This window comes from Streptomyces sp. NPDC101118, from assembly GCF_044759445.1.
In the GTDB taxonomy this organism is placed as follows: Bacteria; Actinomycetota; Actinomycetes; order Streptomycetales; family Streptomycetaceae; genus Streptomyces.
This window is the reverse complement of record NZ_JBIVZG010000001.1, coordinates 280,054-300,775: the sequence shown is the minus strand read 5'-3', so window position 1 is coordinate 300,775 and position 20,722 is coordinate 280,054. Positions and strand designations below refer to the sequence as shown.

Sequence of the window (20,722 nt, the reverse complement as noted above, 5' to 3'; positions counted from 1 at the left end):
CTCCTCTCGCGACCCCGGGTGACCGAGGTCTTACGGGCAGGGAAGGAGGCCGCGACGCAGCGTGCACGTTCCGCAACCTCCCGCTAACACGTTAGGCGCCCACTGGGTAGCGCACCAGGAGAATGCGCATACAACGAGCCACTAACGAAGGGGGCTTTCGGGGGCGAATCGCGTACGGGCGCCCCGGTCGAGTAGCGTTGCGGACCATGCGTCTCGTCATCGCCCGCTGCTCCGTCGACTACGCGGGCCGGCTCACCGCCCACCTGCCCTCCGCACCCCGTCTGATCCTCGTGAAGGCCGACGGCAGTGTCTCGATCCACGCGGACGACCGGGCGTACAAACCCCTCAACTGGATGTCTCCTCCGTGCACCCTCAAGGAGGGGAGCGGTGATGAGGCGGGCGTCTGGACCGTCGTCAACAAGGCGGGCGAGAAGCTCATCATCACCATGGAAGAAGTCCTGCACGACTCCTCGCACGAGCTCGGCGTCGACCCCGGTCTCATCAAGGACGGCGTGGAGGCCCACCTCCAGGAGCTGCTCGCCGACCGGATCGAGACGCTCGGCGAGGGCTACAGCCTGATCCGCCGCGAGTACATGACCGCGATCGGGCCCGTGGACATCCTGTGCCGGGACGCCGACGGCGCCACCGTGGCGGTGGAGATCAAGCGGCGCGGTGAGATCGACGGCGTCGAGCAGCTGACCCGCTACCTGGAGCTGCTCAACCGCGACCCGCACCTGGCGCCGGTGAAGGGCGTGTTCGCCGCCCAGGAGATCAAGCCCCAGGCCCGCGTGCTCGCGACGGACCGCGGCATGGAGTGCGTGGTGCTGGACTACGACGCGATGCGCGGCATCGAGGACGACAAGCTGCGGCTGTTCTGAGCCGGCCGGGACATCCGGGCCGGGCATGACGGAGGGGCTGGATTTCTCCAGCCCCTCCGTCATGTCCGGGACCGGTCCGGTGTGTCCGGATGTCCCGCGTGATCTATCCCACGTCCTCGGGGGTGGTGCCGGTGGAACTCGCGTTGTTCGTGCCGTTGGTGGCCCCGCCCGTGGGCGTGGTGCCGGTGGGCGCGGTGGCCGTGGGTCCGGTCGGCACGGTCTTGGTCGGCTCGGGCTCGCCCGTCGGGCCCGGCGAGCGGGTGGGCCCGGTGGGTGCCGGCGAGGAGGCCGGCGGGCGCGAGGCGGTCGGCTTGCGGGTGGCGGTGGGCGCGGGGGCCGACGGCGAGACCGTGGGGTCCGTGCTGCGGGTGCGGCCGGGCGTGGGCTCCCCGGTGGTCCCGGGGGTGCGCGCCCCGGGGGTGGTTCCGGGGTCCTGGGGGTCCGCGGACGCGTCCGGGTCCCCTCCCTCGGTGGGGCCGCCGGGCTCGGCGTCGTCGCCGGTGATCGACTGCTCCGTGCGCGTCCGCTTCGCAGGGTCGTCCTCGGTGTTCGAGGTCAGGCCGAGGGTGACGACCGTGCCGAGCACGGCGACGAGCACGGCGCCGGCCGCGGCGGCCACGACGTTGCGCCGGGCGCCGGTCAGTACGGCGCGCCGGGCGTCCCGGACGGCCGGGCGCCGGGCCTGGTGCGGGGCGGGGGCGCCCGACGGGCTCACCGTGGCCAGCGGCACCGGCGGGGTCGCCGCGACGTCGCCGCGGGGCGGGGCGAGGGTCGGGAAGGCGGACTTGACCACGTCCGGCTCGGGTTCCGGGTCCGCCGTCGGGCGGAGCACCTGGGTGAGCGCCTCCGAGGCGGGGGTGGCGGCGGCCGTGGGTGCCGGGGCCTCCAGGACCAGCGGCGGCGAGACGGGCCCGCCGTCGCGGTCGGCGACCAGCGCCAGGGAACGGCGGCCGGCCACGGTGCCCCGCTTGTCGGCGAGGGCGCCGCGCAGCCCGATCGAGGCCTCCAGCTCGGCGCGGGCCCGGTCGAGGTGGCCGCGGCAGAGCGCGAGGATGCCGAGCTCGTGGTGGAAGTACGCCTCCTCGGCGACCTCCCCGGCGATCCGGGCGGCCTCCTGGCCGGCCCGCAGCACCCGCTCCCAGGCGCTCCAGTGCATCCCGCCGGCGAAGGCGGGGGCGGCGGTACGGGCGAGCAGCACGGCGGCGCTCTGCTGGCCGTCCCGCGCCCCGGAGGACACCAGCGCGGCCAGGGCGGCCAGCACGGCGTCCGCCTCGGCGGCGGCGCGCTCGGGGCTGACCGAGGGGTGCCCGGTCCACCAGGCGTAGTGCTGGGCGGCCGTCAGGGCGTACGTGGCGGCCTCGTCCGCGTAACCGGCCTCCTCCAGCTGGCGCTGGACGCCGGGGGCCAGCCGGTAGCGGGCTCCGGTGACGCTGAGCAGGCCGCAGGCGAGCAGCTCCCCGACGGCGGTGTCGGCGTGGGTGTCGCCGACGAGGGCCGGGAGGTGGGCCTGGTGGGGCATCTCGCCGCCGAGGGCCACCGCGAAACGGAGGGCTGCGCGGGCGGACTCGCCGAGGCGGGAGGCCAGCAGTTCGGCGGGGGCGGCGCTCTCGGCCAGGCCGGGCAGCGCGATCTTCCGGGTCCGCTCCTCGAAGACCCCGGGCTCCTCGTCGGACTCCTCGGTGTCCTCGGGGGCGGGTGCGGCGGCGCCGCTCAGCTCGTCCCGCTGGCGCAGCAGGGCGCCGGCCTGGACGAAGCGCAGGGGCAGGCCCTCGGAGGCGAACCAGAGGTCGCCGGCCCAGGCGGTCTCCTCGTCGCTGAGGCTGCGTCCGACGGCTGCGGCGAGCAGCATGGCGCAGGCGGTGCGGCCGAGTCCGCCGAGGGTGACCTCTTCGAGGTGGGACTCCTCGGCCGGGGCGGGGGCGTCGGGGACTGCGGCGAGCAGGAAGGCGCACTCGGGGGTGGCGCCGAGCAGCTCGTCGAGCGCGGTGCCGCCGAACTCCAGGTCGTCGAGGAGGACGACGGCGCCGATCTCGCGGACCCGGGCGAGGAGTTCGGTGCGGTCGGGCCGGTGGCCGGCGGTGTCGTACACCGCGGCGTGCAGCGCGTACAGCAGGTCGGTGGGGCTCTGGCGGTGGCCGGAGAGGCGGACCACGCCGTCGGGGGCGAGGTCGGCGCAGGCGTCGGCGACGGCGTCGAGGAGGGCGGACCGGCCGGAGCCGGCGGGGCCGGTGAGGCGTACGGAGCGACCGCGGCTGAGCAGCCGGACGAGGCGGTCGCGCTCTTCCTCGCGCTCCAGGAGCGGCAGGATGGGGGCGGGCGGACCCGAGGGGGCGGGCGGCTGGGCCGCCGTGCGTATCGCGGCGCGGGACCTGGCGTCCCGCTTCCTGCGGGCCGGGGCCTCGGCGTCGGGTCGGCGGGCCTCTATCTCGCTGCCGTCGACGGGGTTGACGGTGAGCAGGAAGTCGCCGGTGACCAGCCGGGTGATGCGGGCCGGGCCCGACTTGGTGGATCCCTTGACCAGCGAGTGGCGCACCGCGCCGGTGGCGTCCGCGCCCGTGTCCTGGGCGGCGTCGCCGGTCTCCTCCGGTCCGCCGTGTATCCGGTCCATTGGCCTGACCCCCCGATCGCGGCGTGCGCCGTCGTCCCTCCCGGCCTTCGCGCACTTCGCTGTAGCTTCTGGTCCGGCGTCCGCCCCGCGGATTGACGGTGGCCGACGGCCGAAACCCTAGACGTTGGGCCAGTATCCAGGAACAGCCGGGGTGCTTTCCCCACCGGTTCATCACGTTCCGGCCTCAACACGGGGCACGGACCACGGGGGGCGGGTGAACGGCGGGGGCGGGCGCCGGTGGGGCCGCAGTGGCGCAGGTGACGGGTGGCGGGCGGCCGGGGGGCGTCAGACCCGCGGCAGCGACTCGGCGGCGAGGCCGCCCTCGATGGCCAGGATCCGGTGCAGCCGGGTCGCGACGAGCAGCCGCTGCATCTGCGGCGGCACCCCGCGCAGGACGAGCCGCCGGCCGGTGCGGCCGGCCCGCCGGTGGGCACCCATGATCACGCCGAGTCCGGTGGCGTCCCAGGAGTCCAGCCCGGTGAGGTCGAGGACGAGGTCGCCGGCGCCGTCGTCGAGCGCGCTGTGCAGGGCGGTGCGGGCGTCCGCCGCGCTGCGCACGTCGAGGCGGCCGCCGACTGCGAGTTCGGTGTGGTCGCCCCTGATGTGCATGTGTGCTCCCCGGCAGAACTGCGTGCGTGCGTATGGTCGGCAACTCTCACCGCTACTGACTGCCTCAGGCGGGGTGAAGTTGCCGACCGTGAGCGAACCGATACCGAATTCACCCTCAGGGGTGAGTCCGGTCGGTCGAACGGACCGGCGTGCGCCGGTCGTGCCCGGTGCGGCGGACGCCGGCCGCGGGTCCGCGGACCGCTCAGTGCTTGTAGAAGCCCTGTCCGCTCTTGCGGCCGATGTCGCCCGCGTCGACCATGCGGCGCATGAGCTCCGGCGGCGCGAACTTCTCGTCCTGGCACTCGGTGTAGATGTTGCTGGTGGCGTGCAGCAGGATGTCGACGCCCGTCAGGTCGGCGGTCGCCAGCGGTCCCATCGCGTGCCCGAATCCCAGCTTGCAGGCGATGTCGATGTCCTCGGCGGACGCCACGCCCGATTCGTACAGCTTCGCCGCCTCGACGACGAGCGCGGAGATCAGACGGGTCGTCACGAAACCGGCCACGTCGCGGTTGACGACGATGCAGGTCTTGCCGACCGACTCGGCGAACGCGCGGGTCGCGGCCAGGGTCTCGTCGCTCGTCTTGTAGCCGCGGACCAGCTCGCAGAGCTGCATCATCGGGACGGGCGAGAAGAAGTGGGCGCCGACGACGCGCTCGGGGCGCTTCGTCACCGCGGCGATCTTGGTGATCGGGATGGCGGAGGTGTTGGAGGCGAGGACGGTGTCCTCGCGCACGATCTCGTCGAGGCTCCGGAAGATCTCGTGCTTGACCTCGAGCTTCTCGAAGACGGCCTCGACGACGATGTCGGCGTCGGCCACGTCGCCGAGGTCGGTGGTCGTGGTGATGCGGCCGAGGGCCGCCTCCGCGTCCTCCGCGGACAGCTTGCCCTTCGAGACGAACTTGTCGTACGAGGCCTTGATGCCGTCGGTGCCACGGGTCAGGGCCGCGTCGGTGACGTCGCGCAGTACGACGTCCCAGCCCGCCTGAGCGGACACCTGCGCGATACCGGAACCCATGAGTCCGGCACCGATGACGGCGAGCTTCCCAGCCACTGCACACCCCTTGTTCTCTTGACGCAGGCACGCGTTCCACAACTGCTCTCCGGCGGAGATTAGCGCCCGTGAGGGGCCGTGTGACCCGGAAGTAATACGCGTCACGTCTCAAATGACGGACATCACACCGGGATGCCCCAGCGCGCGCCGGAGGCCCCGCAGTTGGGGCCCGTCGGCCGTCCCGCGCGGTCCGGGCGCGTCTACGCTGGCCGCATGGTGAATCTGACGCGCATCTACACCCGTACCGGCGACAAGGGCACCACCGCCCTCGGCGACATGAGCCGCACCGCCAAGACGGACCTGAGGATCTCGGCGTACGCGGACGCCAACGAGGCGAACGCCGTCATCGGCACCGCGATCGCCCTGGGGCAGCTGCCCGAGGAGGTGGTCGGCGTCCTGGTCCGCGTCCAGAACGACCTCTTCGACGTCGGCGCCGACCTCGCCACCCCGGTCGTGCCGGATCCGGAGTACCCGCCGCTGCGGGTCGAGCAGTTCTACGTCGACAAGCTGGAGGCGGACTGCGACCGCTTCAACGAGGAGCTGGAGAAGCTGCGCAGCTTCATCCTCCCCGGCGGCACCCCCGGCGCCGCCCTGCTGCACCAGGCCTGCACGGTGGTCCGCCGCGCCGAGCGGTCCACCTGGGCCGCGATGGAGGTGCACGGCGAGACGATGAACCCGCTCACCGCCACCTACCTGAACCGGCTGTCCGACCTGCTCTTCATCCTGGCCAGGACGGCCAACAAGGAGGTCGGCGACGTGCTGTGGGTGCCGGGCGGCGAGCGCTAGGCACCCGGTCCGGCCGGGGCGGGCGCGGGCTCAGTGCCGCGCCCGGGGCCCGGCCGCGTCGGCCTGCACCGCGTCGTCCCGCACCGCGTCGTCCCGCCCCAGATCGGCCGCAGACCCGTCGGCCGCCACCGACCGCGGCTCCGCCGGCTTCTTGGGGAAGAGCGTGTACGACAGGGCGATCACCAGGTTGATGCCGATCACCCAGAGCATCTTCTGCTGCCACATGCGCAGCGTCCCGGTCGCCGCGTCCCCGCCGACGTACCAGACGGCGGCCTGGAGCAGGGCGATGGCGACGCCCGCGGCGAGGATCCAGCGGCCGGCCGTCCGCCACTCGTGCACGGCGCGCTCGCGGGCGCCGGCCGGGGGCTTCGGCGGCTTCGGGCCGCCGGCGAAGCGGTGGGCGACGTGGGCGTCGACCCAGCGGATGGTGGCGCGGCCCAGGCCGACCGTGTAGCCGATGTAGACGGCCGCCAGCCCGTGCCTCCAGTCGGGCTCGGCGCCGTTCTTCAGGTCGACGGCGGTGGCCACCAGCAGCACCAGTTCCAGCACCGGCTCACACAGCAGTACGGCGGCCCCGGCCCTCGGCATCTTCGCGAGGTAGCGCAGGGCGAGCCCGCCGGCCAGCAGCAGCCAGAACGCGACCTCGCAGACGACGATCAGCGTGACGATCACGGTTGTCCCCTCTCAACTCCCTTCCAATCTGCGGCACGTTCCGGCCCGGATCGTCATCGCAGCAGGTGAATCCCGACTGCATCCTTCGATGTACTCGGTCTCCGCCATGGCGCCGAGGACGCCCGGCCCCCGACCCTGTTGGATGGCGGGGTGAGAATCCCGCGCCCCCACCGCCACGACGTCGTGATCGCCGTCGCCGGACTGCTGTGCGGCCTCGGCCTCTACGGCCTGGACCTGCACGTCAACGCGCGCCGCGACCTGCTGCCCGAGTGGGCGGTGCTGGTCCCCCTCGTCGTGACCGCCGGCCTGGAACTGCTGCGGCGGACCGCGCCGCGGCCGGCGCTGATCGCCGGCACGGTGGCCGTCGTCGCGAACGAGTTCACGGTCGGCAGCCTGGTCACCATCGTGATGTTCACCGACCTGATGTACGCGGCCGTGGTGTACGGCAAGCCGGCGATGGCCCGGCGGCTGCCGTTCGTCACCGGAGCGCTCACGATCGCGGCGACCGTGGCCGCCGTGCTCTGGTGGCGGGACGCAGAGGCACTGATGGCGGGCGTGCTGGTCGGCATCGTCTGCTTCGGCCCGGCGGTCACCGGAGCCGCGGTGCGCAACCACCGCGAGGCCGCCGAGACGGCCCGGCTGCGGGCCGAGCAGACGGCACTGCTGGCGGAGATGGACCGGGTGCAGGCCGTCACGGCCGAGCGCGCCCGGATGGCCAGGGAGCTGCACGACATGGTGGCCAACCACCTGTCGGCCATCGCGATCCACTCCACCGCCGCCCTGTCGATCGGTTCGGCGGACACCAGCCGCGAGGCGCTGACCGTGATCCGGGAGAACAGCGTGCAGGGGCTGGCCGAGATGCGGCGGCTGATCGGGCTGCTGCGGGCGACCACGGGGGAAGCGGCCCCGGTGGCGGCACCCACGCTGGACGGCCTGGGGACGCTGGTCGAGCAGGCGCGGGTGAACGGCGCGGCGAGCGGGCTGGAGGTCGTACTGGAGGACGTGCGGCCGGGGGCGGGGCCGCGGCTGCCCGCCCCGGTCGGGCTGGCCGCTTACCGGATCGTCCAGGAGTCCCTGACCAATGCGGTGAAGCACGCCGCGCCGGGCCGGGTGCGCGTGCGCCTGTCACTGGACGGAGGGGTGCTCACGGTCGAGATCGACAGTCCGTACGGTGAGCAGCGCTCCGGTCCGAGAGCACCGGGCTCGGGAGCGGGTCTGGTCGGCATGCGGGAGCGGGTCGCCCTGCTCGGCGGGGAGTTCTCGGCGGGCGCGGAGACGGACGGGACGGCGGGCCGGGAGGGCCCCCGATGGCGGGTGCGGGCGCTGCTGCCCGCCGACGAGAAGGCGGTACGGGCATGACGATCCGGGTCCTGGTGGCGGAGGACCAGTCCGCCGTGCGCGCGGGGCTGGTGCTGATCCTGCGCAGCGCGGGCGACATCGAGGTGGCCGGCGAGGCCGCCGACGGGGAGGAGGCGGTGCGGCTGGCCCGTGAGCTGCGGCCCGACCTGGTCCTCATGGACGTCCAGATGCCGAAGCTGGACGGGGTGTCGGCCACCCGCCAGGTCGTGTCCGAGGGCCTGGCCGACGTCCTCGTGCTGACCACCTTCGACCTCGACGAGTACGTGTTCGGGGCCCTGCGCGCGGGCGCCGCGGGCTTCCTGCTCAAGAACGCGGAAGCGGCCGAGCTGATCGAGGCGGTGCGCACCGTCGCGCGCGGCGAGGGGCTGATCTCGCCGGCCGTCACCCGCCGCCTCATCGCGGAGTTCGCCTCGCCGGCCCAGCCCGTACGCAGTGTGACCGGCCCCGAGCCGGCCGGCCTGGACACGCTCACCCGCCGGGAGCGCGAGGTGCTGGGCTGCCTCGGCGAGGGGCTGTCCAACGCGGAGATCGCCGTACGCCTGGACATGGCGGAGGCCACGGTGAAGACGCACGTCAGCCGACTGCTCGGGAAGCTCGGGCTGCGGAGCCGGGTGCAGGCGGCCGTGCTGGCCCAGGAGCGGGGCCTCTAGAACACCGCTCGCAGGAAGGTCTGGACCTCTTGACGCTTGGTCCAGACCTTTCTACGCTCGCCGCAACTGTGGTGAGCGTGCCATGACAAAGCGTGCTCACGGGCGGCGCAGGTCCCACCCCCATGTCGATGCCGTGCCCCGGCCCCGACGGACCTACGGAGGAGCACCCTTGAGCACAGCACCCCCACGCAAGCGCCTGATGTCGAGAATCGCGGCCACGGTCGCCGCGTTCGCCCTCCCCCTCGCCGGCCTCGTCGGCCTCGCCTCCCCCGCGCAGGCCGCCACCTCGGCGACCGCGACGTACCAGAAGGTCTCGGACTGGGGCACCGGCTTCGAGGGCAAGTGGACGGTCAAGAACACCGGCACCACCACCATCACCAGCTGGACCGTGGAGTGGGACTACCCCACGGGCACCCGCGTCACCTCCGCCTGGGACGCCACCGTCACCAGCTCCGGCAACCACTGGACCGGCAAGAACGTCGGCTGGAACGGCACCCTCTCCCCCGGCGCCAGCGTCAGCTTCGGCTTCAACGGCACCGGCAGCGGCGCCCCGAGCGGCTGCAAGGTCAACGGCGCCTCCTGTGACGGCAGCCAGCCCGGCGACACCCCGCCCTCGGCCCCCGGCGCCCCCACCGCGAGCAACGTCCAGGAGACCTCCCTCACCCTCTCCTGGGGCGCGGCCACGGACGACAAGGGCGTCAAGAACTACGACGTCTACCGCAACGGGTCGAAGATCGCGACGGTCACCGGGACGAGCCACCCCGACACCGGCCTGACCAAGGGCACCACGTACACCTACAGCGTCACCGCGCGCGACACCGCCGACCAGACCGGCCCCTCCTCCGGCGAGCTGTCCGTCACCACCCCCGGCGGCACGATCCCGCCCGACCCCGGCGGCAAGGTCAAGCTGGGCTACTTCACCGACTGGGGCGTCTACCAGCGCAACTACCACGTGAAGAACCTGGTCACCTCCGGTACGGCGGCCAAGATCACGCACATCAACTTCGCCTTCGGCAACGTCCAGGGCGGCCGGTGCACCGTCGGTGACTCGTACGCCGACTACGAGAAGGCCTACACCGCCGACCAGAGCGTCGACGGCGTCGCCGACACCTGGGACCAGCCCCTGCGCGGCAGCTTCAACCAGCTCCGCAAGCTGAAGAAGCAGTACCCGAACATCAAGGTCCTGTGGTCCTTCGGCGGCTGGACCTGGTCCGGCGGCTTCGGCCAGGCCGCCGCGAGCCCCGCGGCCTTCGCGGACTCCTGCTACGCCCTGGTCGAGGACCCCCGCTGGGCGGACGTCTTCGACGGCATCGACCTGGACTGGGAGTACCCGAACGCCTGCGGCCTGTCCTGCGACACCTCGGGTCCCGCCGCGTTCAAGAACCTGATGCAGGCCGTACGGGCCAGGTTCGGCTCGAACAACCTCGTCACCGCCGCCATCACCGCCGACGCGTCCAACGGCGGCAAGATCGACAAGGCCGACTACGCGGGCGCCGCCCAGTACGTCGACTTCTACAACGTGATGACGTACGACTTCTTCGGCGCCTGGGCCGCCCAGGGCCCGACCGCGCCGCACTCCCCGCTCACCGCGTACGCCGGCATCCCCCAGGAGGGCTTCAACTCCGAGGCCGCGATCACCAAGCTCAAGGGCAAGGGCGTCCCCGGCTCCAAGCTCAACCTCGGCATCGGCTTCTACGGCCGCGGCTGGACCGGCGTCACCCAGGCCGCCCCGGGCGGCACGGCCACCGGCCCGGCCCCCGGCACGTACGAGCAGGGCATCGAGGACTACAAGGTCCTCAAGGGCAGCTGCCCGGTCACCGGCACGGTGGCCGGCACCGCCTACGCCAAGTGCGGCAGCAACTGGTGGAGCTACGACACCCCGTCCACCATCGCCGGGAAGATGACCTGGGCCAAGCAGCAGGGCCTCAAGGGCGCCTTCTTCTGGGAGTTCAGCGGCGACACCGCCAACGGCGAGCTCGCCAACGCGATCCACACCGGGCTCCAGTAACCCCACGCACGGGGTCCCGGACAGACGGAAGCCGGGGAGAGGGGTCCGCCCTCCTCTCCCCGGCTTCTCCACGTCGTGGGAGCGGCCTCAGGCCACGTTCACCCGCTGCCCGGGCGGTGCGGCCTCCAGCCAGGCCAGGAAGCCCGTCAGCGCGTCCTCGCTCATCGCCAGCTCAAGGCGCGTCTTCTGGTGGAGACAGCCGAGCACGACGGCGTCGGACAGCAGCGCCAGCTCCTCCTCGCCCTCGGGGGCGCGGCGGGCCAGCACCTCGATGGAGGCCCGCTCCAGCAGCCGGCGCGGCCTGGGCGAGTACGAGAAGACGCGGAACCACTCCACGCGGTCACCGCTGTAGCGGGCGACGCCGTACACCCAGCCCTTGCCGGACGCGTCGCCCCCTTCGGGCACGTCCCAGCGCAGGCTGCAGTCGAAGGTGCCGCCGGAACGCTGGATGAGGCGGCGGCGCAGGCCGAAGACGAAGAGCCCGATCACCACCAGGGCGACTACCAGGCCGCTCACAAGCAGAGCGAGGAGCATGTTCACCGACCTCCTCGCTCATCCACGTGAAGCAACGAATACAGCACAACGCACCTGCATCGCCTCAGCCGCGACCCGCTCCGGAAAATTCCGGTCGGGCCGCGGCTGAGGGGTAAAGCTCTGTCGGCGCGGGACTCAGTGTCCCGCGACCGCGCGCAGCCGGACATCGGCACGCCGCTCGGCGGCCGCGTCGGCCTCCGTCTTGGCGCGCTCCAGTGCCCGCTCCGCACGCTGGACATCGATCTCGTCCGCGAGCTCGGCGATCTCGGCGAGCAGGGAGAGCTTGTTGTCCGCGAAGGAGATGAATCCGCCGTGCACCGCGGCGACGACGGTTCCACCCTCGCTGGTACGGATGGTCACCGGGCCCGACTCCAGCACACCGAGCAGCGGCTGGTGACCGGGCATGACGCCGATGTCGCCGGACGTGGTGCGCGCGACAACGAGAGTGGCCTCGCCGGACCAGACACTGCGGTCCGCGGCGACCAGCTCGACGTGCAGCTCAGCAGCCAAGGTGGCTCCTCGGGTCTCCACCCGGCGGGTCGGCCGGGTGTTGGGTCAAATTCTAATGGGCGTGGGGAGGGGGACGGGACGCGCCCGTCCCCCTCCGTCAAGCAGCTGTGCTCAGTGAAGAGCCCGGCTTCAGGAGACGCCCAGCTCCTTGGCGTTGGCCTTCAGGTCCTCGAGGCCACCGCACATGAAGAACGCCTGCTCGGGGAAGTGGTCGTACTCACCGTCGCAGATCTGGTTGAACGCGGCGATCGACTCGTCGAGCGGGACGTCCGAACCGTCGACGCCGGTGAACTGCTTGGCGACGTGCGTGTTCTGCGACAGGAAGCGCTCGACGCGACGGGCACGGTGGACAACGAGCTTGTCCTCCTCGCCCAGCTCGTCGATACCGAGGATCGCGATGATGTCCTGGAGGTCCTTGTACTTCTGCAGGATTCCCTTGACGCGCATCGCGGCGTTGTAGTGGTCCTGCGCGATGTAGCGCGGGTCCAGGATCCGGGACGTGGAGTCCAGCGGGTCCACGGCCGGGTAGATGCCCTTCTCGGAGATCGGACGGGAGAGAACCGTCGTCGCGTCGAGGTGGGCGAAGGTGGTGGCCGGCGCCGGGTCGGTCAGGTCGTCCGCGGGGACGTAGATCGCCTGCATCGAGGTGATCGAGTGGCCACGCGTCGAGGTGATGCGCTCCTGCAGCAGACCCATCTCGTCAGCCAGGTTCGGCTGGTAACCCACGGCGGACGGCATGCGGCCCAGAAGGGTCGACACCTCCGAACCGGCCTGGGTGTAACGGAAGATGTTGTCGATGAAGAAGAGCACGTCCTGCTTCTGAACATCGCGGAAGTACTCCGCCATGGTCAGACCGGCCAGGGCGACGCGCAGACGGGTGCCCGGGGGCTCGTCCATCTGGCCGAAGACCAGCGCGGTCTTGTCGATGACGCCGGAGTCCGTCATCTCCTCGATGAGGTCGTTGCCCTCACGGGTACGCTCACCGACGCCCGCGAACACCGACACACCGTCGTGGTTGTTGGCGACGCGGTAGATCATCTCCTGGATCAGAACGGTCTTGCCGACACCGGCACCACCGAACAGACCGATCTTTCCACCCTTGACGTACGGGGTGAGGAGGTCGATGACCTTGACGCCCGTCTCGAACATCTCGGTCTTGGACTCGAGCTCGTCGAAGTTCGGGGCCTTGCGGTGGATCGCCCAGCGCTCGGTCACCTCGGAGTTGGCCTCCGGGTAGTTGAGCACCTCACCCAGGGTGTTGAAGACCTTGCCCTTGGTGAAGTCGCCGACCGGGACGGTGATGCCCGTGCCCGTGTCGGTCACCGGGGCCTGGCGGACCAGACCGTCGGTGGGCTGCATGGAGATGGTGCGGACCATGCCGTCACCGAGGTGCTGCGCGACCTCGAGGGTCAGCGTCTTCAGCGCGCCGTCCTCGGCCGGGTCGGCGACCTGCACGGTCAGCGCGTTGTAGATGTCGGGCATCGCGTCGACGGGGAACTCCACGTCGACGACCGGGCCGATGACCCGGGCGACGCGGCCCGTGGCGGCGGCCGTCTCAACAGAGGTCGTCATTACTTGTCACTCCCCGCGGTCGCGTCGGCCAGGGCGCTGGCGCCACCGACGATCTCGCTGATTTCCTGGGTGATTTCGGCCTGGCGGGCCGCGTTGGCAAGCCGGGAGAGGCTCTTGATGAGCTCACCGGCATTGTCGGTCGCCGACTTCATCGCGCGGCGGCGGGCGGCGTGCTCGGAAGCAGCGGCCTGCAGCAGCGCGTTGTAGATGCGGCTCTCGACGTAGCGCGGCAGCAGGGCGTCGAGGACGTCCTCCGCCGACGGCTCGAAGTCGAACAGGGGAAGGATCTCGCCCTTCGTCCCCGCCTCCTCCACAGCCTTGTCGAGGCTGAGCGGCAGCATCCGGTCGTCCACCGGGTTCTGCGTCATCATCGACACGAACTCCGTGTAGACGATGTGCAGCTCGTCGACCCCCCCCTCGGACGTCTCCTTGGAGACGGCCTCGATCAGGGGCGCCGCGACCGCCTTGGCGTTCGCGTAGGCGGGGCTGTCGGTGAACCCGGTCCAGCTGTCCGCGACCTTGCGCTCGCGGAAGCCGTAGTAGGACACACCCTTGCGGCCGACGATGTAGGTGTCGACCTCCTTGCCCTCGCCACGCAGCCGCTCGGTGAGACGCTCCGCCGCCTTGATGGCGTTGGAGGAGTAACCGCCGGCCAGACCGCGGTCGCTCGTGACGAGCAGGATCGCGGCGCGGGCCGGGGCGTCAGCCTCGGTGGTCAGCGGGTGCTTGGTGTTGGAGCCGGTCGCCACCGCGGTCACCGCGCGGGTGAGCTCGGTCGCGTACGGCGTGGAGGCGGCCACCTGGCGCTGCGCCTTGACGATGCGCGAGGCGGCGATCATCTCCATCGCCTTGGTGATCTTCTTGGTCGCGGTGACGGATCGGATGCGACGCTTGTAGACCCGGAGCTGAGCTCCCATGAGTCAGGTCCCTTCCGTCGTCACTTCGAGACGTTGACGGCCGCCGGAGCGTCCTCGCCCAGGAGCTTGCCGTCCGAGGTCTCGAACTGCTTCTTGAAGCCGGCGATGGCGTCGGCCACGGACTGCAGGGTGTCGTCGGACATCTTGCCGCCCTCGCGGATCGAGGTGAGGAGGTCCTTGCGCTCGCGGCGCAGGTGCTCCAGCAGCTCGGACTCGAAGCGACGGATGTCGGCGACCGGGACGTCGTCCATCTTGCCGGTGGTGCCGGCCCAGACGGAGACGACCTGCTCCTCGACGGGCATCGGCTGGTACTGGCCCTGCTTCAGCAGCTCGACCATGCGCTTGCCGCGCTCCAGCGAGGACTTCGACGCGGCGTCCAGGTCGGAACCGAAGGCGGCGAACGCCTCGAGCTCGCGGTACTGGGCCAGGTCGACACGAAGACGGCCGGAGACCTGCTTCATGGCCTTGTGCTGGGCCGAACCACCGACGCGGGAGACCGAGATACCGACGTTCAGGGCCGGGCGCTGACCGGCGTTGAACAGGTCGGACTCCAGGAAGCACTGGCCGTCGGTGATGGAGATGACGTTGGTCGGGATGAACGCCGAGACGTCGTTGGCCTTGGTCTCGACGATCGGCAGACCGGTCATCGAGCCGGCACCCATGTCGTCGGAGAGCTTGGCGCAGCGCTCCAGCAGACGCGAGTGCAGGTAGAAGACGTCACCCGGGTAGGCCTCACGGCCCGGCGGGCGGCGCAGCAGCAGCGACACGGCGCGGTAGGCGTCGGCCTGCTTCGACAGGTCGTCGAAGATGATCAGGACGTGCTTGCCCTGGTACATCCAGTGCTGGCCGATGGCGGAGCCGGTGTAGGGCGCCAGGTACTTGAAGCCGGCCGGGTCGGACGCCGGGGCGGCGACGATCGTCGTGTACTCGAGCGCGCCGGCCTCCTCCAGGGCGCCGCGCACGGACGCGATGGTGGAGCCCTTCTGGCCGATGGCGACGTAGATGCAGCGGACCTGCTTGTTCACGTCGCCGGAGCGCCAGTTGTCGCGCTGGTTGATGATCGTGTCGACGGCCAGAGCGGTCTTGCCGGTCTGACGGTCACCAATGATCAGCTGACGCTGGCCGCGGCCGATCGGCACCATGGCGTCGACGGCCTTGTAGCCGGTCTGCATGGGCTCGTGCACCGACTTACGGACCATGACGCCCGGGGCCTGCAGCTCGAGGGCGCGGCGGCCCTCGGTCGCGATCTCGCCGAGACCGTCGATCGGGTTGCCGAGCGGGTCGACAACGCGGCCGAGGTAGCCCTCGCCGACGGCGACGGACAGGACCTCTCCGGTGCGCTGCACCGGCTGGCCCTCCTCGATGCCGCTGAACTCGCCGAGGACGATCGCACCGATCTCGCGCTCCTCGAGGTTGAGGGCGAGACCGAGGGTGCCGTCCTCGAACTTCAGCAGCTCGTTCGCCATGGTGGAGGGCAGGCCCTCCACCTTCGCGATGCCGTCGCCGGCAACGCTGACCGTTCCGACCTCCTCGCGCGAGGCCGCGTCCGGCTTGTACGACTGGACAAAGTTCTCCAGCGCGTCCCGGATCTCCTCCGGCCGGATCGTGAGCTCCGCCATCTGGGTTCCCTGCTCTCCTTGTTGGGCCCGAAGTTTCTTAGGGGTCTGGGGGCGACCCCCAGGAATCTTCTGCAAGTTCTGCACGGCCCAACCGGGCCGCTGGAAATGCTTCTTGAGTTGGTGGCTTGGTCAGCCGGCCATGCGGCGGGACGCCTCTGCCAGGCGCTCCGCGATGCTGCCGTCGATGAGCTCGTCACCGACCCGCACCGAGATCCCGCCGAGGACCGCGGGGTCCACGTCGAGGTTCAGGTGCATCTGGCGGCCGTACAGCTTGGCCAGGACCGCACCGAGGCGCTGCTTCTGCACGTCGCTGAGCGGAACCGCGGTGGTCACGGTGGCGACCATGCGGTCACGGCGCTCGGCGGCGAGCTTGGAGAGGGACTCGAGTCCCGCTTCCAGGCTACGTCCACGCGGGGCCGTCACCAGACGCGTCACCAGACGCTCGGTGGCGGCGTTCGCCTTGCCGCCGAGCAGGCTGCGGAGCAGCTCGCCCTTGGCGGAGACGGCGGCCGTGCGGTCGGTCAGCGCGGCTCGCAGCTCGGTGTTCGAGGCGACGATCCGGCCGAACCGGAACAGCTCGTCCTCGACGTTGTCGAGCGCGTCAGCCTGCTGGGCGGCGGTGAGGTCGGCGGTGTCCGCCAGCTCCTCCAGCGCGTCCACCAGGTCACGCGACTGCGACCAGCGGGAGCGCACCATGCCGGACACCAGGTCGACGGTCTCGCCGCCCACCTGGCCGCCCAGCAGGCGCCCGGCCAGCTCGGCCTTGGCCTCGCCGGCCTGCGCCGGGTCGGTGATGACCCGACGCAGCGACACCTCGCGGTCGAGCAGAGCGGTGACGGCGGCCAGCTCACCGGCGAGCTTCGCCGCGTCGACGGACGTGTTGTCCGTCAGCGCGTCGAGACGCTCACGTGCGGCGGCCAGCGCCTCGCGGCTCGCTCCGTTCATCGCGCGGCCTCGGCCTTCTCCTCGAGCTCGTCGAGGAAGCGGTCGATGGTCCGGCTCTGCCGGGCGTGGTCCTCGAGGGACTCACCGACGAGCTTGCCGGCCAGGTCGGTGGCCAGCTTGCCGACGTCCTGGCGCAGCGCCTGGGACGCAGCGCGGCGGTCGGCCTCGATCTGGGCGTGACCGGCAGCGATGATCTCCTCACGCTGCCGCTGGCCCTCTGCGCGCAGCTCTTCCTTGAGCGCAGTGCCCTGCTCGAGCGCTTCCTGGCGCAGGCGCGCGGCCTCGTGACGGGCCTCGGCGAGCTGGGCCTTGTACTGCTCCAGCACGCTCTGGGCCTCGGTCTGAGCGGCCTCAGCCTTCTCGATACCGCCCTCGATGGCCGCGCGACGCTCGTCCAGAACCTTGTTGATGTTCGGGAGGAGCTTCTTCGCGAGGAAACCGAAGACGATGACGAAGGCGATCAGGCCGATGACCAGCTCGGGCCACGGCGGAATGAGGGGGTTTTCCTTACCCTCGGATGCGAGAACCAGGAGGTTCACATCAGTGCCTTTCGTCGAATCGGACTAGTGGTCGCGGTTCGTCAGCTGTAGACGAACGGCATAACCAGACCGATGAGGGCGAGCGCCTCACAGAAGGCGAAGCCGAGGATCTGGTTGGCGCGGATCAGACCGGCGGCCTCGGGCTGGCGGGCCAGGGCCTGGGTGCCGTTGCCGAAGATGATGCCGACGCCGACGCCGGGGCCGATGGCCGCGAGACCGTAGCCAACGGAGCTGAGGGAGCCGGTGACGGCGGCAAGGGTCTGGGACATGCCAGTTCTTCCTTCTCTTTCACGGACCGGTGGGGGTTGGCCACCGGACGAATCGGGGGGCTGAGCGGAGCGGGCCTGGCTCAGTGGTGCTCGGCGAGCGCGCCCTGGATGAAGCTGCAGGCCAGGAGGACGAAGACGTACGCCTGGACAGCCTGGATGAAGAGCTCGAAGGCGGTCATCACGATGACCATCACGAACGAGACGCCCGCGTAGGCGATGCCGATGCCGTTCAGCAGGTACCAGCTGGCGATCGTGAAGAGCAGCAGCAGGGTGTGACCCGCGAACATGTTGGCGAAGAGTCGGACCGCGTGGGTGAAGGGGCGGACCAGGACGTTCGAGAAGAACTCGATGACCATGACCAGCGGAAGGACGCCACCGAGCGACTTGTCGTAGCCGGTGAGGTTCTTCAGGCCGCCGACGAAGCCGTGGCGCTTGAAGGTGACCGACATCCAGATGGCGTAGACGATCAGGGCGAGGACCGCGGGGTACGCGATGATCGAGGTCACCGGGAACTGGGCGACCGGAATGATCGACCAGAGGTTCAGCATCCAGACGAAGAAGAACGTCGCGACCATGAAGGGGACGTACTTCTCGCCCTCCTTCTTGCCCAGCGTCTCGTAGACGATGCCGCGGCGGACGAAGTCGTAGCCGGCTTCGGCGACCATCTGGACCTTGCCGGGGACGACCTTCGGCTTGCGGAAGGCGGCCCAGAAGAAGCCCACGATGATGAGCGAGCCCAGCAGCGCCAGCAGCATCGGCTTGTTGAAGTACGCGCCGTTACCGTCGGCGTTTCCCCACAGCGGCTCGAAGAGGAACGAGTGCAGGCCCGGACCGGGGAAGCCACATCCGTCGAAGATGTGACAGTCGGTCTCGAAAGCGAGCACCTGCGTCAGGTCAGCACTCACCGCGGGCTCCTTCAGCGTGGCGCATAGGTACGGCAACCTCGTTGTGTCGGCGCGGCGCGCAGCCGCGGTTCGGCACTGGACTGGTGTTACGGATGTGGGGGCGGCTGTCAGGCATTGAGCCTCGCGAATGAGCAGGCGTCAGCTCAGATGCCCGCGCCCGCAGTGCCGCAGTTGGCACCGGACGATAGCAGGATCCCGAACGCGCACTTATCCCGGCCCTACCTTTCACGGCTTCGACCCCGAGTTTCCGGGCTTGTCAGCGTCGGAATCGGGTTCGACGTAAAGGATCTTGGCCTTCATGTGCGCCCGGGTCTGCGCGCCGATCCACACCAGGGTCGTGACCACCAGCGTGATCGCGAAGGCCTTGGGATGGAACAGCGTGGTGTTCTTGAACACGGCGACGAAGATGAACAGCAGCAGAATCTGGGCCGTATAGAGCATGAGCCCCATGGCCTGGAAAAGGTGCGGCAGAGAACGTGCCGTGCGCTGGAGTACGACCAGCCCGAGACCCATGAACAGGATCACCACCAGGGTGGCGACGACGGCGCCGACCGCACCCTTGCCGCCGGCGACCACGCCGCTGACGACTGCGGCGATGGCGCCGGCGACAGCGGTGGGTACGGCGGCGTGCAGGAGAGATCGGGCGTCATTCGACCGCATGACGGGTTACTCCGCGTGGTGGTGGGGGTGGTGCACAGGGGGTCTCGTACAGGCACGAGCGTAAGCCCGGACCGAGGTCGAGCCTCGGGCCGACGGACCGTCGCACTACGGTCCTTCGGCTCTGTCGCCGGGTTTAGTGAACGGTATCACAAACTATTTGATGAGGTCTTTACCTGCTGGGTGTGCCGACTGTCACACATGAGAGTTAATCCGCGCGTCTGTGCAAGACGAGCCTTTGGTTTGTCTGGTATAGGGCGCGGATGTCCCTTACGTCAGCGCGCCGATCCGGCCTTCCGCCGGTCGGGGAAGCGCGAACGGGGGCCCACGGCGGTCGCTCCGTTGACGCCCGAGACGCCGGCGACGACGGGCGTACGGACCGGCTCCTCGCCCGTGGCGTCCAGCGCGGCCGCCTCCGCGGCCGCCTCGGCCGCCCTCGCGGAGTGCCGGTAGCGCGGCGGGACCAGGCTCTCGGCCCAGCGCGGAGCACGCGGCGTGAAGCGCGGCAGGAGGAGCAGGACCAGCCCGACGGCACTCAGCGCGACGATCAGCAGCACGATCCACATCGAGGCGGAGTGCACCGAGTACGCCACCGCGCCGAAGGCGATCAGCGCCGACCAGAAGTACATGATCAGCACCGCGCGGCTGTGCGAATGTCCGATTTCCAGCAGCCGGTGGTGCAGGTGCCCGCGGTCGGCCGCGAAGGGCGACTGGCCGTTCCAGGTCCGCCGCACGATGGCCAGGATCAGGTCGGCCATCGGGATCGCGATGATCGTCAGCGGCAGCACCAGCGGGATGAAGACGGGCAGCATCGCGTGGGTCGCGTTCCGCTCGCCGCCGGCCCACAGGGCCATCGCGTCGGGGTCGACCTGGCCGGTGATGGAGATGGCCGCCGCCGCCAGCACCAGGCCGATCAGCATCGACCCGGAGTCGCCCATGAAGATCCGGGCCGGGTGCATGTTGTGCGGCAGGAAGCCCAGGCACATGCCCATCAGGATGGCCGCGAAGAGGGTCGCGGGGGCCGCCGCCTCGATGCCGTAGCCGAACCAGATGCGGTACGCGTACAGGAAGAACGCGGCCGAGGCGATGCACACCATGCCGGCCGCGAGTCCGTCCAGGCCGTCCACGAAGTTCACCGCGTTGATGGTGATGACCACCAGCGCCACCGTCAGCAGGTTGCCCTGCCACTGGGTGAGCGAGACCGTGCCGACGAACGGGATGGGCAGCCACAGGATGGTCAGGCCCTGCATGACCATCACGCCCGCCGAGATCATCTGCGCGCCGAGCTTGATCAGCGCGTCGATCTCGAACTTGTCGTCGAGGACGCCCACCAGCCAGATCAGCGCCGCTCCCGAGAGCAGCGCCCGTGGCTCGTTCGACAGCTCGAAGACGCCGTTGAGGTTCTCCAGGTGGTCCGCCACCAGCAGACCCGCGCACAGCCCGCCGAACATGGCGATGCCGCCGAGGCGCGGAGTCGGTTCGCGGTGCACGTCACGCGCCCGGATCTCCGGCATCGCCCCGGCCGCGATCGCGAACTTCCGCACGGGTCCGGTCAGCAGGTAGGTCACCGCGACCGTGACGCACAGCGTCAGCAGGTATTCACGCACGGGCTGCCCCAGATGTATCGCCGGCCA

The 20,722-nt window shown here is 70.6% G+C and carries 20 protein-coding genes; 5 read left to right on the top strand and 15 right to left on the bottom strand.

What is annotated here, in order from left to right:
- The first annotated feature begins 206 nt into the window (after positions 1-206).
- Positions 207-878, top strand: a complete 672-nt coding sequence (gene nucS / locus ACIQUQ_RS01345) for an endonuclease NucS (RefSeq protein ID WP_403969803.1) — start codon at positions 207-209, stop codon at positions 876-878.
- A 103-nt stretch (positions 879-981) separates the two neighbouring features.
- On the opposite strand, the gene ACIQUQ_RS01340 is transcribed toward nucS, so the two are convergent.
- The 3 genes from ACIQUQ_RS01340 to ACIQUQ_RS01330 all read right to left on the bottom strand — a co-directional run bounded on the left by ACIQUQ_RS01340 (position 982) and on the right by ACIQUQ_RS01330 (position 5,146).
- Entirely contained in the window at positions 982-3,486 is a 2,505-nt protein-coding gene (locus ACIQUQ_RS01340) for an ATP-binding protein (protein WP_403969800.1), read from the bottom strand.
- Between the two features lie 285 nt (positions 3,487-3,771).
- A complete protein-coding gene (locus ACIQUQ_RS01335; RefSeq protein ID WP_399948643.1) occupies positions 3,772-4,095 on the bottom strand; it encodes an STAS domain-containing protein in 324 nt (107 codons plus the stop codon).
- Positions 4,096-4,297: 202 nt separating this feature from the next.
- Entirely contained in the window at positions 4,298-5,146 is an 849-nt protein-coding gene (locus ACIQUQ_RS01330) for a 3-hydroxyacyl-CoA dehydrogenase family protein (protein WP_399948641.1), read from the bottom strand.
- Between the two features lie 213 nt (positions 5,147-5,359).
- Here ACIQUQ_RS01330 and ACIQUQ_RS01325 point away from each other — a divergent pair, with 213 nt between their 5' ends.
- Complete coding sequence (locus ACIQUQ_RS01325) at positions 5,360-5,932, top strand: cob(I)yrinic acid a,c-diamide adenosyltransferase (RefSeq protein WP_399948639.1); 573 nt, start codon at positions 5,360-5,362, stop codon at positions 5,930-5,932.
- 30 nt (positions 5,933-5,962) lie between these two features.
- Here ACIQUQ_RS01325 and ACIQUQ_RS01320 read toward each other — a convergent pair whose 3' ends face one another.
- Positions 5,963-6,604, bottom strand: a complete 642-nt coding sequence (locus tag ACIQUQ_RS01320) for a hypothetical protein (protein ID WP_403969798.1) — start codon at positions 6,602-6,604, stop codon at positions 5,963-5,965.
- Positions 6,605-6,754: 150 nt separating this feature from the next.
- On the opposite strand from ACIQUQ_RS01320, the gene ACIQUQ_RS01315 reads away from it, so the two are divergent.
- The 3 genes from ACIQUQ_RS01315 to ACIQUQ_RS01305 all read left to right on the top strand — a co-directional run bounded on the left by ACIQUQ_RS01315 (position 6,755) and on the right by ACIQUQ_RS01305 (position 10,621).
- A complete protein-coding gene (locus tag ACIQUQ_RS01315) occupies positions 6,755-7,963 on the top strand; it encodes a sensor histidine kinase (protein ID WP_403969795.1) in 1,209 nt (402 codons plus the stop codon).
- On the top strand, positions 7,960-8,613 hold the full coding sequence (locus ACIQUQ_RS01310; RefSeq protein ID WP_403969792.1) for a response regulator: 654 nt from the start codon (positions 7,960-7,962) through the stop codon (positions 8,611-8,613). Before ACIQUQ_RS01315 ends, ACIQUQ_RS01310 begins: the two co-directional genes overlap by 4 nt.
- A gap of 199 nt (positions 8,614-8,812) precedes the next feature.
- Positions 8,813-10,621, top strand: coding sequence for a glycosyl hydrolase family 18 protein (locus ACIQUQ_RS01305; protein ID WP_403970543.1), 1,809 nt, complete (start codon positions 8,813-8,815; stop codon positions 10,619-10,621).
- Positions 10,622-10,708: 87 nt separating this feature from the next.
- Here ACIQUQ_RS01305 and ACIQUQ_RS01300 read toward each other — a convergent pair whose 3' ends face one another.
- The 11 genes from ACIQUQ_RS01300 to ACIQUQ_RS01250 form a co-directional block, all read right to left on the bottom strand.
- Entirely contained in the window at positions 10,709-11,155 is a 447-nt protein-coding gene (locus ACIQUQ_RS01300) for a DUF2550 domain-containing protein (RefSeq protein WP_403969789.1), read from the bottom strand.
- Between the two features lie 135 nt (positions 11,156-11,290).
- On the bottom strand, positions 11,291-11,665 hold the full coding sequence (locus ACIQUQ_RS01295; protein WP_399948629.1) for a F0F1 ATP synthase subunit epsilon: 375 nt from the start codon (positions 11,663-11,665) through the stop codon (positions 11,291-11,293).
- A gap of 129 nt (positions 11,666-11,794) precedes the next feature.
- A complete protein-coding gene (gene atpD / locus ACIQUQ_RS01290) occupies positions 11,795-13,237 on the bottom strand; it encodes a F0F1 ATP synthase subunit beta (RefSeq protein WP_403969786.1) in 1,443 nt (480 codons plus the stop codon).
- The gene (locus ACIQUQ_RS01285; RefSeq protein WP_399948625.1) at positions 13,237-14,154 is read right to left on the bottom strand and encodes a F0F1 ATP synthase subunit gamma; all 918 of its coding nucleotides are present in this window, start codon (positions 14,152-14,154) and stop codon (positions 13,237-13,239) included. Before ACIQUQ_RS01285 ends, atpD begins: the two co-directional genes overlap by 1 nt.
- A 20-nt stretch (positions 14,155-14,174) precedes the next feature.
- Positions 14,175-15,773 (bottom strand): F0F1 ATP synthase subunit alpha, encoded by a 1,599-nt coding sequence (gene atpA / locus ACIQUQ_RS01280; protein WP_403969783.1) that lies wholly within the window; start codon positions 15,771-15,773, stop codon positions 14,175-14,177.
- A gap of 129 nt (positions 15,774-15,902) precedes the next feature.
- Complete coding sequence (locus tag ACIQUQ_RS01275; protein ID WP_403969780.1) at positions 15,903-16,718, bottom strand: F0F1 ATP synthase subunit delta; 816 nt, start codon at positions 16,716-16,718, stop codon at positions 15,903-15,905.
- Positions 16,715-17,257, bottom strand: a complete 543-nt coding sequence (locus tag ACIQUQ_RS01270) for a F0F1 ATP synthase subunit B (RefSeq protein WP_399948619.1) — start codon at positions 17,255-17,257, stop codon at positions 16,715-16,717. Before ACIQUQ_RS01270 ends, ACIQUQ_RS01275 begins: the two co-directional genes overlap by 4 nt.
- A 41-nt stretch (positions 17,258-17,298) precedes the next feature.
- On the bottom strand, positions 17,299-17,526 hold the full coding sequence (gene atpE / locus ACIQUQ_RS01265) for an ATP synthase F0 subunit C (protein WP_030386954.1): 228 nt from the start codon (positions 17,524-17,526) through the stop codon (positions 17,299-17,301).
- 80 nt (positions 17,527-17,606) lie between these two features.
- Complete coding sequence (atpB, locus tag ACIQUQ_RS01260; protein WP_403970540.1) at positions 17,607-18,446, bottom strand: F0F1 ATP synthase subunit A; 840 nt, start codon at positions 18,444-18,446, stop codon at positions 17,607-17,609.
- 210 nt (positions 18,447-18,656) lie between these two features.
- Positions 18,657-19,091: a hypothetical protein gene (locus ACIQUQ_RS01255; protein ID WP_403969777.1), complete on the bottom strand. Its 435-nt coding sequence runs from the start codon at positions 19,089-19,091 to the stop codon at positions 18,657-18,659.
- Positions 19,092-19,363: 272 nt separating this feature from the next.
- The gene (locus ACIQUQ_RS01250) at positions 19,364-20,707 is read right to left on the bottom strand and encodes an MraY family glycosyltransferase (RefSeq protein ID WP_399948980.1); all 1,344 of its coding nucleotides are present in this window, start codon (positions 20,705-20,707) and stop codon (positions 19,364-19,366) included.
- Between the last annotated feature and the right edge of the window lie 15 nt (positions 20,708-20,722).